This window comes from Microbulbifer sp. ALW1 (genome assembly GCF_009903625.1).
Taxonomy (GTDB): domain Bacteria; phylum Pseudomonadota; class Gammaproteobacteria; order Pseudomonadales; family Cellvibrionaceae; genus Microbulbifer.
The window spans coordinates 3,895,416-3,909,277 of sequence record NZ_CP047569.1; the positions used below are offsets into that span (position 1 = coordinate 3,895,416).

The window sequence follows — 13,862 nt, forward strand, 5'->3', positions numbered from 1 at the left end:
CAGGGATGTATCCACAGCGGTCCTGAAAACCCGTACCCGGCGCCCGGCCGCCACAAGGCCAATAAAGAACGCAACAGATCCCGATGAAGACCACTATGCTCCGCACACTAACGATAATCCTAGCCGTCACAATCTCAGCCTGCGGCTGGCAACTCCGCGGTGCACCGAAAAACTTCCCGCCGGGCAGCAAACTCTATATCACCACCGAAAACCCGCGCAGCGACCTGAGTGAAAGCATCACCCGCCTGCTGCAAACCAGCGGCCTGCCGCTTGCCGAAGACGCCACCGAAGCCGACTTCGTCCTTACCGTACACAAAGAAATCGAGCAAAAGCGCACCGTCTCCGTAGACGCCAAAGGCCGTGCCTCCGAATACGAACTCATCACCAGCGCCGAATACAGCGTGCGCGACCGCAACGGCAAATACCTCCTCACCAACGCCCAGGCCGACGTCTACCGCATCCTCCAGTGGGACGAAGACGAAGTGGCGAGTAAAGGCGAAGAAGAACGCCTGCAGCGGGAAGAAATGCGCCGCGAACTCATCAGCCGTATCATCGACCGCCTGCGCCGAATTGAAATCAGCACACCGGTCAGCGACAGCCCCATCGCCCCCTGAACGGCAACAAAGCACTATGGCGCGCATCAACCCCAGACAACTCCCACAGAACCTCCGCCAGGGGCTCGCCCCCATTTACGTCGTAACCGGGGACGAACCGCTATTGATCCAGGAGTGCTGCGACAGCATCCGCGATACGGCCCGTCATCACGGCTTCATTGAACGCGACCTGCTCCACGGCGAAGCCAACTTCGACTGGGGGCAACTGCTCTCCGCCGCAGGCAGCCTCTCCCTGTTTGCCGACAAAAAAATCATTGAACTGCGACTGCCCGGTGGAAAACCCGGCGATAAAGGCAGCAAAGCCCTGCAGGAATTTGCCGATATGGCAAACGAGGAGACACTACTGCTCCTGGTATTGCCAAAACTGGATCGCGCCCAGCTCAACAGCAAATGGGTCAAAGCGCTGGACGCCAAAGGCGTACTGATTCAGATCTGGCCGGTAGATGCCGCAGAAATGCCACGCTGGATTCACCAGCGACTGCGCGCCGCCGGCCTCGACGCCGAACCCGAAGCTATCCAGATACTCGCCGAACGGGTCGAAGGCAACCTGTTGGCCGCCAGCCAGGAAATCGAAAAGCTGAAGCTGCTGGCGCAAGACAATGTCATCAGTGCCGACACCATGAACAACGCCGTCGCCAGCTCGGCACGCTACGACGTTTTCGGACTGATCGACAAAGCCCTGGCCGCGGACGCCGCCGGCGCGGTGAAAACCCTGCAAGGGCTGCGCGCCGAAGGGGTGGAAGCACCGGTCGTGCTCTGGGCCATCGCCCGGGAGATTCGCACACTGCTGGAAACCCAGCAGAAGCTCGACGAGGGGCAACCACTCAATCGGCTGGTGCGCATTCAGAAGCGCCAACCTCTGATCCAGGCTGCCTGCCAGCGGCTACACCCTCGCCAGCTGGAAAATTTCCTGCTGCGCGCCCGCGCTGTGGACAATGCCATCAAAGGCGGTAAAGAAATGGACCCCTGGGCGGGCCTGCTGGAACTGACACTCAATCTTTCCGGTAAACGCAGTATCTGACGTGGGGCGGACTCGCTCCCGCGAGCCCACCCTTTAGTTGGAGACCATCTACAAGATCGAAAAGTTACTCGGCGATTTTTTCCGCGTAAATGGCATCCACCAGTTTTCCATCGTCGCTGTCCCCAGGCAGTTCCCAGAACATAATACCCCCGAGCCGGTGCTCTTTCGCATAGCGGGTTTTCAGTGCCACCGACCGTGGATTATCAAAGGTCGCGTAGCGCTTTTGCTCAGCGTTATAGGCGTAGGCGGCAGCCGCCTTTTTATCCCAGAAAACACCGTACCCGTTTTCATTCCGGTACTCCGCGTCCTGTTCGGCGAAGCGCAGCCCCGGTACATGCCTACCAGCCTGGTAACGTCCATTGTTATCGCTGCCGCCTTCAACGCCTTCCCAAACCCGCGAGTAGAAGGCCGCACCAATCACAATTTTCTGTGCCGGCACGCCGGCATCCAGTAGACAACGCACGGCATTGTCGGTGGATTGCTTCTGCTGATCCGTTGAATAAAGTGGAGTTTGGTGACCGGTCACGGTACTGAACCCGTTAACCAGGTCGTAACTCATCAGATTGATGCTATTGATCAGCGGAGTGACTGCCTGCCAGTCCAGGGACTTCTGCAAAAATGCATCAAAGCCACCGGCAGCGACAGTAATCAGCGAATCTTCCCCGAGCACCCGCCGCAATTCCTGAACCAGTGCAGTGAAGTTGTCGCGGTCTTCAGGCTTAAACGGGTGGCCCGGGTGACCTTCAATGGCGGGATACTCCCAGTCCAGGTCGATGCCATCACCACCAATAGTGTCCAAGGTTTTTTTCACCGAGCGCGCAAACGCAGCGCGATTTTCCGCACTGGAGAAGACATCCGAGCAGGGTTCGCAACCGCCCCAGCCACCGAGCGCCAGCATTACTTTGAGATGGGGATACTGCGCTTTCAGTGCCAGCAGACGCTGATAGGAATCGCGTGCTTCCCCGTCGCGAAACGCCATTTCGTTACCATCCAGGTATACGAAGCTGTATATCAAGTGAGTGAGCTTGTTGAAGTCATAGCGTGCCAGGTCTTTGCCATCGCCCGTGTAGTAGCCCATCACAGCCAGCGCATCGGGACTCACCGACGACGCCTCCAGTCCTTTATCCGCAACAGCCGTATTGCCCATCAGCACCAGCCACAAGCCACACCAACGCCACCAATTCCCCATCGCCATTTCTCCTGCGTTTTTTCTACGGAACAGCAATCACTATTTTCGAGCCCGTATCCTAACGCCTGACACCAGGGAGTGACAACGCTGTCACAGGCGCAGCAACGGCGACGCCAGACAAGCTCAAGCGGATTTTGGCGCAAGCGAACAAGCCTGCCGGCACCAAATGACAAGTGACCGCGACTCAAGTTGGTTAGGATGAAAGGCAAACACCGCTCCCAGCAGCTAATACTGACTGCTAGATTCCAATCACCGGGCGGGAATTCCGCGATCCAGGCGAACAACAGAGAAAAACCATGAGCAAGGCCCCTACTCCATCGGACAAGCCATCCGAACTCGCCAGCACCCATAGCGTGATCAACCAACCCAAGCCGCTACAGGGACATAACCTCTACGCCGGTGATGCCGCCCTGCGGGATGCGGTACAGCGCAATGGCGGCCACTGGGCGGAAGATGACCTCCAGCGCTACGGCGAGATCTGTGGACGCCCGGAGTGGATCGAGCGCGGTTTTCAGGCCAATGCCCACAAGCCGGAGTTTGATTCCCACGACCGGGTGGGCAATCGCATCGACCAGGTGAACTACCACCCCGCCTATCACCAGTTGATGCAGCTGGCGCTGAGCGAGGGACTGCACTCCTCGCCGTGGACAGAGCCAAAGCCCGGGGCCCACGTGGTACGCGCCGCCAAGTACTATCTGCACAGCCAGGTGGAATCCGGCCACGGCTGTCCGGTGACCATGACATTTGCCTCTGTCCCCTCCATCAAACTCAACCCGGTGCTGGCGAAAGAGTGGCTGCCCAAAATTACCGACCGCGGCTACGACCCTAGCAACCGCCCACACACGGAAAAAGCTACGGTCACTATCGGCATGGGCATGACCGAAAAACAGGGCGGTTCCGATGTCCGCGCCAACACCACCACTGCCACGCCACAGGGTGACGGCAGCTACGCACTGGTGGGCCACAAATGGTTTACCTCGGCGCCCATGTGCGACGCTTTTCTGGTTTTGGCCCAGACGGAGGCAGGGCTGAGTTGTTTTCTGGTGCCCCGCTGGTGCCCGGACGGCAGCAAAAATCCGATTCAGGTACAGCGGCTGAAAAACAAAGCCGGCAACGTCTCCAACGCCTCGTCGGAAATCGAATTGCGCGGCGCGCTGGGCTGGCTGGTGGGAGAAGAAGGACGCGGAGTGCCGGCCATCATTGAAATGGTTTCCGCCACCCGCTTCGACTGTATGATCGGGTCGAGTAGCGGCCAGCGACAGGCGGTGGTACAGGCGATTTACCACGCCTCCCAGCGCAGTGCTTTTGGCAAATCCCTGATCGACCAACCACTGATGCAGAACGTACTGGCGGACCTGCAACTGGAAGTGGAAGGCTCCATCGCCATGACCATGCGCATGGCCCAGGCGATGGACCATCTGGACGACGAGCAGCAAAAGCTGCTGATGCGTCTCGGCACCGCGGTCGGGAAATACTGGATCTGTAAGCGCACACCCCATCACGCCTATGAAGCAATGGAGTGTCTCGGCGGCAACGGCGTGATCGAAGATTTCATTACCGCGCGCCTCTACCGCGACGCCCCCATCAATGCCATCTGGGAGGGCTCCGGCAATATCCAGGCGCTGGACGTATTGCGTGCATTGACGAAAACACCAGACGTTCTTAGCAATTGGTATGACGTGCTGGATGAAAGCAAGGGCAACGATCTGCGTTACGACAGAGCCCTTGCCCAGCTGAAAAACCAGCTCGCCGATAGGCATCACATCGAGTATCGGGCCCGTCATCTGGTAGATCAGCTGGCTCTGACGATGCAGGCAAACCTGCTGATGCAAAGTCGCAACAGCGCAGTGGCGGAGGCTTTTATCGCCTCGCGACTCGGCACGCAAGGTGTCGGCAACACCGGTACCCTACCCGTTGGTGTGGATGTCACGACCATCATCGAGCGCGGCAATCCGCTGGTCAGCTGAGTCACACCCAATAACTACTTTCCATGTTCCGGGTGCCAATTAAGGCGCCCTGAAATCTCCGGCACTGCCTTCCTGAAACCCATTTTGTGCAAAACCCTTGGTGCGCAAAACCGTGTTGCCCAAAACCCATGTTGCGCACATGCGACACTTGTCGCATACTAATCCCACAAGTCACAAACCCCCGAACAAGGCATTCCCCAATGAAGCCACAGCCCTCAGCAACGGAGCTCGCCATCCTCAAGGCGCTCTGGCAGCAGTCGCCCCTAAGCGCCCGCGAAATTCACCTGCGCATTGAAGAGCAACTGGGCTGGTCCTACTCATCCACCCGCAAAACCCTGGATCGCATGCAGGACAAAGGTTTACTGCACGCCTTTGAAGTCCACGGACTGAAAGTGTTTGAGGCCGAAGCGGATAAAGTGGAAACGCTGGCGGCCTATGCACGGGATTTCGCCGAGCGCGTACTGGAAATCAAGGGGCCGGTACCCGCCTCTTTTTTCGCGGGCAGCGACTTGCTGAGCGAGGTCGAGCTTAAGGAACTGGAATTGCTGTTGGCGAGGGAAAGCAAGGATGACGGAACAGCAGAGGGAGCAACAGAGGGCTCAGCAGGTGATTGAGTGGCTCGCGCAACTCGCCCTGTCCAGCGCCATCAGCCTTGCCATTGGCGCCTTAATGCTAAGCCTGTTGGTATTGCTGGCCCGTCACCTGCACTGGCTAAATAGCTGGCGCGAACCCTGGCTGGCCGCAGCGGTACTCACTTTTGCCAGCTTTTGCCTGGGTTTCCTGCCCTCCATGCACCACCCCGCCACTATCGAACTGAGCCTGCCCGCTGTTGTAAACCTGCCTCAGGACAGCAATGAGGCCATCGCACTCGCTGCTGGTCAGGATCACAAGACTTTCTTCTGGCTGGGGTGGTTGGTCGCGTGGGGGCAATCTGGGCCTTGGGGGCGACAATCCATCTCGGGCGTTTGCTGCTCGGCCAGCGACGGCTCGCCAGACTGCTGCGCCAGGGCAAGCCGCTACCCGCCAACGGGGAACTCGCGCAACACCTGGGGGTACGGAACCCGCCTGAAGGGCTGAAACTGGTGCTGGTGGACGCGCGGGTTTCCCCCTTTGCCTGCACCTTTCCTACTCCCACCCTGGTACTCAGCCAATGGGCACTCGACGAGCTGTCACTGGCACAAATCCGACTGGTAGTGGGTCATGAACTGACGCACCTGGCGCGGCGCGATCCGATGGCGGTACTGGCACTGCAGTGGATGACGGTCCTGCTCTGGTTCAACTGGCCGTTAAAGAAACTGGCAAAACGGACGCTGGACGCCCTGGAGCAGGGCTGTGATGAAGAGGTACTCAGAAAAGAAAACCAAAACGGGCGAAGGGCCTATGCAGACGCAATGCTGAAGACCCTTCGCCACACCGCGACAGCTCACGGCAATGATCCCGTCGCGGCCTTCTCAACGCAAAACCAAAGGAGCTTCACCTTGAGAATCCGTAACATTCTGAACGGCAAACCCGGCGCCGGCAAGCGCTCAAATGGCACCCTGTGGTCACTTACCCTGGCCAGTGGTCTGTTAGTTCTGGGGTTGCAACCCCAGCTGGCGCAGGCCGGCAAAGCCCTGGAGGCCTTCATAAACCCGTTGCCAGAGGCCAAGGTCACCTCGGGATTTGGTATGAGGCCCTGGCCCATCAAAGACGCAAAATATAAGGAGAAACGCCTGCACAAAGGGATAGACCTGGCGGCGCCTAGGGGTACCCAGATACAGGTACCGGGCTCAGGCGTGGTTACTTTCTCGGGCACCAAAGGCGCGCGCGGTGAAGTGGTGATCATCGACCACGGGGATGGCCTGGAAACCCTCTACGCCCATCTCGATAAACGCCTGGTGAACAAAGGCGATGTCGTAGAGCAGGGGCAGATCCTCGGCCTGGTAGGCAGCACCGGCAAAGCCACCGGCCCCCATTTACACTGGGAGCTACGCCGTGACGGCCAGGTGATCGACCCGGCCAGCCAGGTGCCAATGCAGGCAAAGCACCCGGTGATGGTACTGGCGAACCAGTAAAAGAAGTCGAGGCGCCTGCGGGCGCCTCTTCTACTTTCTGACTCAAACGCATGAACAACTACGACAATCAGTAAAAGCTATAGCGCACGCCGAACTGACCGCGCGCACCGTAGTACTCCACCTGCTTCGGTCGATCTTCACTGCCAATGTAATAGGTCAGCGGTTCATCCGTCAGGTTTATCGCTTCTGCAAAGATGACGAGGCGATCATTGACGGTGTAGTTGGCACTCAGATCCAGACTGGTGTACTTACCGTAGAACTGATCTTCATCCGCATTACCACCGTGCTCTTCCACATACTCGTCCTTGTGGTTCTGAGCCAGGCGCAGTGAGAAATCGCCATCGTCGTAGTAAACAGAGAAGTTGTGCAATAGGTCTGCCTGACGGGCAATGGGTACCGCTTCGTCACGACCCGGGATGGTCATTTCGGAATCCATCACAGTCACGTTCGCAGACACACCCAGGTTGGCCAGTGGGCCGGGGAGAAAGTCCAGCTTGCGCACTAGGTTAAATTCGAATCCACGCAGCCAGGCGTCATCACCATTTTCCGGGCGGTAGATATCCACACCGGTGTTACCGTTGTAGCTACCTTCCTGCACGGATTCGAAAATCGGGTCGGTAATGTCTTTATAGAAGAACCCGGCAGAAGCCACACCGGCGTCACCAAAATAGTGCTCGTAGATGGCATCCAGGTTCCAGGAGTAAGTGGGCTCCAGTTCGGCGTTGCCACCCAGGAACTCGTTGTCGTGTTCGGCGTAGTAACCACCCGGGTTCAGGTCGCCAAAGTTCGGGCGCGCGAAAGTCCGGGTCAGGGCCAGACGCAGATTGCTGTCGTCATTCAGTGCGTACTTCAGGTGTGCGGACGGCAATACCGACAGGTAATCTTTTTCACCATTAAATGGCTCCAGGCGACCTTGCCCGTTTTCGTCTTCCACATATACCTGACTATCCACTTCGGTAGTGGTCTGGGTCAGGCGCAAGCCTGCAACGATCGTGGTGCGGTCGTTCAACTGGTAGGTGGCCATACCGTAACCAGATAGGTGCTGCTCGGCGAGGTCGAAGTTACGACCCAACGCAGCACCGTTGCTGACCAGTGCAGATTCATCCTCCACCAGGGCAAACTGATCGCGATTCTCGCTCCAGAAACGCTCCAGGTCCGACATGGAAGCAACCTGAGAGAACTGGGATGCGTAATCGACATTAATGTCAGACAGGTAGTCATTGCGCCCGGGCTGGTTCGAAAGCGCGAAGTCAGACAGGTACACCGGGTTGTCACCAGTCCACTCGTAGAACTCGTCAGCGAAAATGGATACACGCTCCTTGTCGCGGTATTTCATCCCCATTTTCAGCTCCAGCTCGCTGGAAAGCGCACTGGTGAAATCCACAGACGCAACGATTTTATCTTTTTCGTTGACGTAAACCTTGTACAACTCCACCCAGGACAGTGCAGCCTGTGCCGGATCCATAACAAAACCATCCGGCAGATGGGTAGAAATCGCATTCGCGGGATCATTACCGCCGTCGATTTCGTTATACACCAGACCGTCTTCCGCCAGCCCTTCGTAGCCGACTTCCTTCTGGTCGAAGCGCATCACAAAATAGGAACGATCTTTGCCATTTGGAATATTGCCGTAACGGAACTCGTTGTCGTAGCTGGCCAGGCTCCAATCGACTTTTGCGGTTTCACTCAGGTCGTGCTCACCACCGAACTCAACACCTTTCATTTCGGTGATCAGTTCGTTGTGAATATGCTGGAGTTCCACGCGATCTTTGTCGAAGCGCAGTCGATGCTTGTAGTGAGTCTCTTCGTCAGAAAGGGTGCCGTACAGAGCGCGCACGAAAACGCGATCGTCATCGCTGAAGTTGTATTCGGCTCCCAGGTTCATCCCCAGGGTTTCACGGTTACCGATATAGTCCCGCAGTTCCAGCCGGTAGATACCATTGCCATCGCGACGCGGCTCGAAGTTATCGGTAGCCCAATCCCGGCTCCAGCCGGTCACATTAATTAGGTAACCAAATTTTTCATCTTCGGAACGATCGCCGTACAGCAGGTTCATCGACTTGATGTCGCCGTCGGCTTTATCGGCAATACCACCACCTACAGACACCTGCAGCGTGCGCTCATCCGGAGCGGTGCGGGTAATAAAATTGACATTACCGCCGATGGCATCCCCTTCCTGATCGGCAGTAACCGCTTTGGTCACCTCAATACGTTCAATCAGCTCGGAAGGAAAAAAGTCGAATGCCGTTGCCCGGGAGGTTGTCTCTTCTTCCGCGGACGGTAAGCGGTGGCCATTGAGGCTGGCAGAACTCCACTCGGAAGGCAGACCGCGGACAGCCACGAAGCGCCCCTCCCCCTGATCACGTTCGATAGAAACGCCAGAAACACGCTGAACGGCTTCCGCGGCGTTGCGGTCAGGGAGCTTGCCAATGCCATCGGCGGATACGATGTTCACAATACGAACTGATGCGCGCTGCAGACCAAGCGCGCGCAACTCGGTATCAAACATGTTACCGAGCACAACAATCTCTTCGATGTTGCCAGTCTGGCTTTCACCAGCTGCTTCCATTTTCAACGCATCAGATTCACTGGTGCTTTCCTGTGCGTACACACCCTGTGTAACAGCCAGTGCAATGGCTGCTGGCAATAGCTTAAGACGATTCATCGTCTGCCCCCTGTGTTATCAGTAAAAAGATCTGGTCATTTGTGTATTCATTTCCCGCCCAAATCTGGACTAGACCAGAATCCTAATGGCGACCTGTGACGCTTTTGTAACAGGAGTATTAATTTTGGTTACAAAACCGGTCCGCACAAAGAGCGCACCGAAGAGCCCACCGAAGAGCGTCACATGTCGGTCACCAAACTGAAACTTTCCGCCTCTAATATTTGGTCTAGACCAGATTTCAAAATGCAACGGGGAATTCACTGGTGTCGCTCACAGATATCGTCCGCTCCGCTCAACCGGCCTTGAGAGAAAGGCTCAGTACGCTGGCGCTGATCGCTTTTTCGGGGTTTGCCGCCTTTTCGACCTACTTCTGTATGTACGCCTTTCGCAAACCATTCAGCGCGGCGACGTATAGCGATATTGAAGGTTGGCAGTTTGCGATGGACTACAAGACCGCGCTGATCATCGCGCAGGTACTCGGCTATGCCCTGTCCAAGTTTGCCGGCATTAAAATCATCTCTGAAATGCAGCCACAACGCAGGGCGAAAATGCTGGTTGCCCTGGTACTGGCGAGCCATCTGGCCCTGATCGGATTCGCACTGGTACCCGCACCATTTAATGTGGCCATGCTGTTTTTGAACGGTATTCCGCTGGGGATGGTGTGGGGCCTGGTGTTCAGCTATCTCGAGGGGCGAAGAGTTACCGAAGCCCTGGGAGCGATTCTTTGTGCAGCCTTGATTGTCTCTTCCGGTGCAGTAAAAGCGGTCGCTGCCTATTTGATGCTGAACTGGGGCGTAGCAGAGATATGGATGCCAGCGCTTGCCGGTGCGCTGTTTATTCCTCCGCTCGTCGTTTCTGTATGGCTGCTGGCAAAAACACCGGCGCCCAGTGAAAGGGACATGACGGCCCGCAAGCCCCGTCCGCCAATGAACGCTGCCATGCGCGGTGCCTTGCTAAATGAAACAGGGTTTGGACTTACCGCACTGATTTCGGTCTACGTATTCCTTACCGCTTTCCGGGATTTCACGGACAATTTCGCTGCAGAACTGTGGATAACGTTGGGCTATGGCGAAGCACCAGAAATCTTCCTGACCAGTACCTTGCCCGTCACGCTGGTTGTACTGGGCAGCCTCTGGCTACTTATGTTTATTCGCAACAATTACCTGGCATTGGTATGTAACCAGCTGGTGGTGGCAGCCGGTGGCCTGATTTGTGTACTGGCGACATTCACATTCGAACGGCAACTGATTAGCGGCGCCGCCTGGATGATCGCCATCAACACCGGCTTGTATATGGGATTCATTCCTTTCAATTGCCTTCTGTTTGAACGACTGGTAGCCAGCACCCGCTCACTTGCGAACGCCGGATTCCTGATCTATCTCGCCGATGCCTCGGGTTACGCCGGCAGCATTCTGGTGCTTCTCTATAAAACCTTCGCGCAACCGGATCTGGAGTGGCTGCCATTTACGCTGCAGTTCAGTTATGCCGTCGGCTTTACCTGTATGGGGTTGATCCTGTTCTCCCTGATGTATTTCCGCAGGCTAAACCCCACACGACAGCTGACTTTGCGCGAAGGGCCCGGCGTTCACATTGCGGGAACATGATTCTTTTCGTTCATTTACAACACTGACAACATCGAAGTTTTGCTTATGAAATTTGACATTGCCATTGTCGGCGCAGGTGTACTCGGTAGCTTTGCGGCGCTGGAGGCCTTAGAGGCAGGTAAAAAGGTTCTGTTGATTGAAGCGGGTCAAACTGCACGCGGTGCCACCGTGCGCAATTTTGGTCAACTGGTGGCTTCGGGCATGGCGCTGGGAAAATGGCGTGACCTGGGGATTCGTTCACTGGCCATTTATAAAAAGCTTCAGCCCCTGGTCGAAGGTGCAATCTGGCAGCAGGGTTCAACCTATATTGCCTCTACCGCTGAAGAAGCGACCCTCCTCGAGGAAATGTATTTAATCAACCGGGCACAGGGTTACCCATCAAAGCTGTTAACACCCGCACAATGCCAGGAACGGTTTCCAGGGCTGCGAGCGGATTATTGTCACGGCGGCCTCTACTACCCGGAAGAAATGAGTGCTGAAAGTGGCCAGTTGATGCCGCGATTGTGGTCATTGCTGAGTGCCAATCCCTCCCTGGCCTTAAAAAACGTAACCCTGGTTCGCGAAATCAAGGAGACGGGAGGCGGTACGGAGATCATCACCAGTGGCAACGAAAAATATTTAGCGGACAGGGTATTGATTTGCTGTGGGCATCAGCTGTCTCAACTTTATCCACAGGTTACCCAAACCCCAGATATGAAACTCTGCAAGTTGCAGATGTTACGCACCGAGCCCTACCCCGGCACCCGCCTCCCGGGCAACCTCCTGACAGGTCTCACGATTCGGCGATACGAAGCCTTCCAAAGCTGCCCGAGTTTTCAAAATTTACCGCAATCCACTGTCGATCCGCGATGCGCAGAGCTGGGTATTCACATGCTTTTCAGACAGTCGGAAGACGGCAGCATCATCATTGGTGACTCCCACGAATATTTCGACAGCCGAGATGTTCACTCCATCGATTACGAAGTACGTGAAGATATCAACCAGCTGATGCTGGACGAAGCCAAGAATATTTTCGCCTTGCCACACTGGCATATCAGTCGCAGCTGGAACGGCTATTACAGCCAGGATATGAGTGCCAACAAAGTGCTGTTGCGCTCCATTTCCGACAACATCCACTTGGCTACCGGCATCGGAGGGAAAGGCATGACAACAGGCCCCGCACTCATGCAGGACGTAGTTCAACAGATACTTCGTGGCGACGCGTTAGAAGGGTTAGAGGCCTTGCATGCACACTCTGTCACCTGACCGGCTCAGAATAAACGAACACGCCATTAATACCCTGCGGAAATTGTTTGCTCGCTTTGGAAGCCTCACTCTCGGAGAGCACTGCAGCCAACAGGAACACGCTCGCCAGTGCGCGACGCTAGCGCAGCTGCAGGGTAGCGAGCGCTCTCTGATCTGCGCGGCCTTTCTCCACGATATCGGGCATCTACAGGCACTGGATGCCAATATCCCCGGCACCGGTGCGGAAGGTCACCCGGATCATGATCGCATCGGAGCCCAACTGCTGCGCGAACTGGGGTTCTCGGCAGCAGTTTACCAGCCTGTTGCGAAGCACGTTGAGGCCAAGCGGTATCTGGCAGGAGATGAAGCGGAATATCAGGATAAGCTCAGCCGAACCAGCGAAAACAGCCTGAATATTCAGGGAGGAGCAATGTGTGCAGTGGCGCGGGGAGAATTTCTTCAGTCGCCTTATGCCCGCGAAGCCATTCAGTTGCGCCGCTGGGACGAAGGCGGCAAGCAACAGGAACTGGAGATTCCCGGGGTGGAGTACTGGCTGACCCTTTGCCTGGAAGAACTTTAAGCAGTTTCAAAAATGTCACCAACTTCCATATCTATTTTCAAATTCACGCAGTAAAAATGCAGGACTAAAATATGTCACATTCACTCCAAGCGATCATTTTTGACTGGGCTGGCACCCTGGTTGATTTCGGCTCCCGCGCGCCACTCAGCGCCTTCATGCAAGTGTTTGCCAACGCCGGTATCGAAATTACCGAAGCCGAAACCCGCGCGCCCATGGGAACCGAAAAACAGGAGCATATCCGCCGCCTGATGCAGATTCCACGTATCCGCGATGCCTGGCTTTGTGCCAATGGCCGGCTTCCCACCGAGGACGACGTGGCTCAGCTCTATGCCAACCTGGGCCCCGTACAACAGGCAGCCATTGACCAGCATTGTGAAATCGTACCCGGTGCCCGACGTGCATTTGATATTGCCCGCGAACGCGGTCTGAAAATCGGCACCACCACCGGTTACAGCCGTCATATGATCGAGGGTATGCTGGTAGCGGCTGCGGACCAGGGTTTGAATCCAGACTCGGTTGTGGCTGCCGACGAGGCGCCCGGTGCCCGACCGGGCCCTGCCGCTGCGCTCAAGACCGTTATCGACCTGCGAATCCCTTCGGTGAGAAGCTGCGTCAAAGTCGATGACACCGAGCCCGGTATCGCCGAGGGCCTGAATGCCGGAATGTGGACAATTGCCGTCGTCTGTAGCGGTAATGCGCTGGGTTACTCCCAATCGCAGTGGCAGTCACTGAGTAAGTCCGAGCAGTCTGTACAGAAGGCACGCGCCTATCGATCGCTGGAGTCCTGCGGTGCCCACTACCTGATCGACGATGTGTCGCAGCTAGAACCGGTGCTGGTGGACATCAATCGCCGCCTGGCACTGGGAGAAACACCGTAACGGCACGCCGTTACGGTGCCCTCTTCCTTTCATCTGATCTCGTCCTTTCCCAACCTGACGCCACTA

General features: G+C 56.5%; 12 protein-coding genes. 10 read left to right on the forward strand and 2 right to left on the reverse strand.

Going from position 1 to position 13,862, the window contains the following annotated elements; translation table 11 throughout:
- Positions 1 to 95: 95 nt before the first annotated feature.
- A complete protein-coding gene (lptE, locus tag GRX76_RS16145) occupies positions 96 to 614 on the forward strand; it encodes an LPS assembly lipoprotein LptE (protein WP_236250418.1) in 519 nt (172 codons plus the stop codon).
- Between the two features lie 16 nt (positions 615 to 630).
- Positions 631 to 1,635 carry a DNA polymerase III subunit delta gene (gene holA, locus GRX76_RS16150; protein WP_160154247.1) on the forward strand — a complete coding sequence of 335 codons (1,005 nt, stop codon included), beginning with the start codon at positions 631 to 633 and terminating at the stop codon, positions 1,633 to 1,635.
- A gap of 64 nt (positions 1,636 to 1,699) precedes the next feature.
- On the opposite strand, the gene GRX76_RS16155 is transcribed toward holA, so the two are convergent.
- A complete protein-coding gene (locus GRX76_RS16155) occupies positions 1,700 to 2,824 on the reverse strand; it encodes a glycoside hydrolase family 18 protein (RefSeq protein WP_201276846.1) in 1,125 nt (374 codons plus the stop codon).
- Positions 2,825 to 3,120: 296 nt separating this feature from the next.
- Here GRX76_RS16155 and GRX76_RS16160 point away from each other — a divergent pair, with 296 nt between their 5' ends.
- The 4 genes from GRX76_RS16160 (at position 3,121) to GRX76_RS16170 (ending at position 6,845) form a co-directional block, all read left to right on the forward strand.
- Complete coding sequence (locus tag GRX76_RS16160) at positions 3,121 to 4,791, forward strand: isovaleryl-CoA dehydrogenase (protein WP_160154248.1); 1,671 nt, start codon at positions 3,121 to 3,123, stop codon at positions 4,789 to 4,791.
- A 200-nt stretch (positions 4,792 to 4,991) separates the two neighbouring features.
- Positions 4,992 to 5,405, forward strand: coding sequence for a BlaI/MecI/CopY family transcriptional regulator (locus tag GRX76_RS16165; RefSeq protein WP_160154249.1), 414 nt, complete (start codon positions 4,992 to 4,994; stop codon positions 5,403 to 5,405).
- Positions 5,359 to 5,868: a hypothetical protein gene (locus GRX76_RS19290; RefSeq protein ID WP_236250419.1), complete on the forward strand. Its 510-nt coding sequence runs from the start codon at positions 5,359 to 5,361 to the stop codon at positions 5,866 to 5,868. Before GRX76_RS16165 ends, GRX76_RS19290 begins: the two co-directional genes overlap by 47 nt.
- Complete coding sequence (locus GRX76_RS16170) at positions 5,757 to 6,845, forward strand: M23/M56 family metallopeptidase (protein WP_236250655.1); 1,089 nt, start codon at positions 5,757 to 5,759, stop codon at positions 6,843 to 6,845. Before GRX76_RS19290 ends, GRX76_RS16170 begins: the two co-directional genes overlap by 112 nt.
- A gap of 67 nt (positions 6,846 to 6,912) precedes the next feature.
- On the opposite strand, the gene GRX76_RS16175 is transcribed toward GRX76_RS16170, so the two are convergent.
- Entirely contained in the window at positions 6,913 to 9,510 is a 2,598-nt protein-coding gene (locus GRX76_RS16175; RefSeq protein WP_160154251.1) for a TonB-dependent receptor, read from the reverse strand.
- 263 nt (positions 9,511 to 9,773) lie between these two features.
- Here GRX76_RS16175 and GRX76_RS16180 point away from each other — a divergent pair, with 263 nt between their 5' ends.
- From GRX76_RS16180 to phnX, 4 genes are all read left to right on the forward strand, one after another.
- Positions 9,774 to 11,114 carry a DUF5690 family protein gene (locus tag GRX76_RS16180; protein ID WP_201276847.1) on the forward strand — a complete coding sequence of 447 codons (1,341 nt, stop codon included), beginning with the start codon at positions 9,774 to 9,776 and terminating at the stop codon, positions 11,112 to 11,114.
- Between the two features lie 45 nt (positions 11,115 to 11,159).
- Positions 11,160 to 12,359: a TIGR03364 family FAD-dependent oxidoreductase gene (locus GRX76_RS16185; protein ID WP_160154252.1), complete on the forward strand. Its 1,200-nt coding sequence runs from the start codon at positions 11,160 to 11,162 to the stop codon at positions 12,357 to 12,359.
- Positions 12,340 to 12,918, forward strand: a complete 579-nt coding sequence (locus GRX76_RS16190) for an HD domain-containing protein (protein WP_160154253.1) — start codon at positions 12,340 to 12,342, stop codon at positions 12,916 to 12,918. The genes GRX76_RS16185 and GRX76_RS16190 overlap by 20 nt, the downstream gene beginning before the upstream one ends.
- A gap of 71 nt (positions 12,919 to 12,989) precedes the next feature.
- Positions 12,990 to 13,796, forward strand: a complete 807-nt coding sequence (phnX, locus tag GRX76_RS16195) for a phosphonoacetaldehyde hydrolase (RefSeq protein ID WP_160154254.1) — start codon at positions 12,990 to 12,992, stop codon at positions 13,794 to 13,796.
- The last annotated feature ends 66 nt before the right edge of the window (positions 13,797 to 13,862 follow it).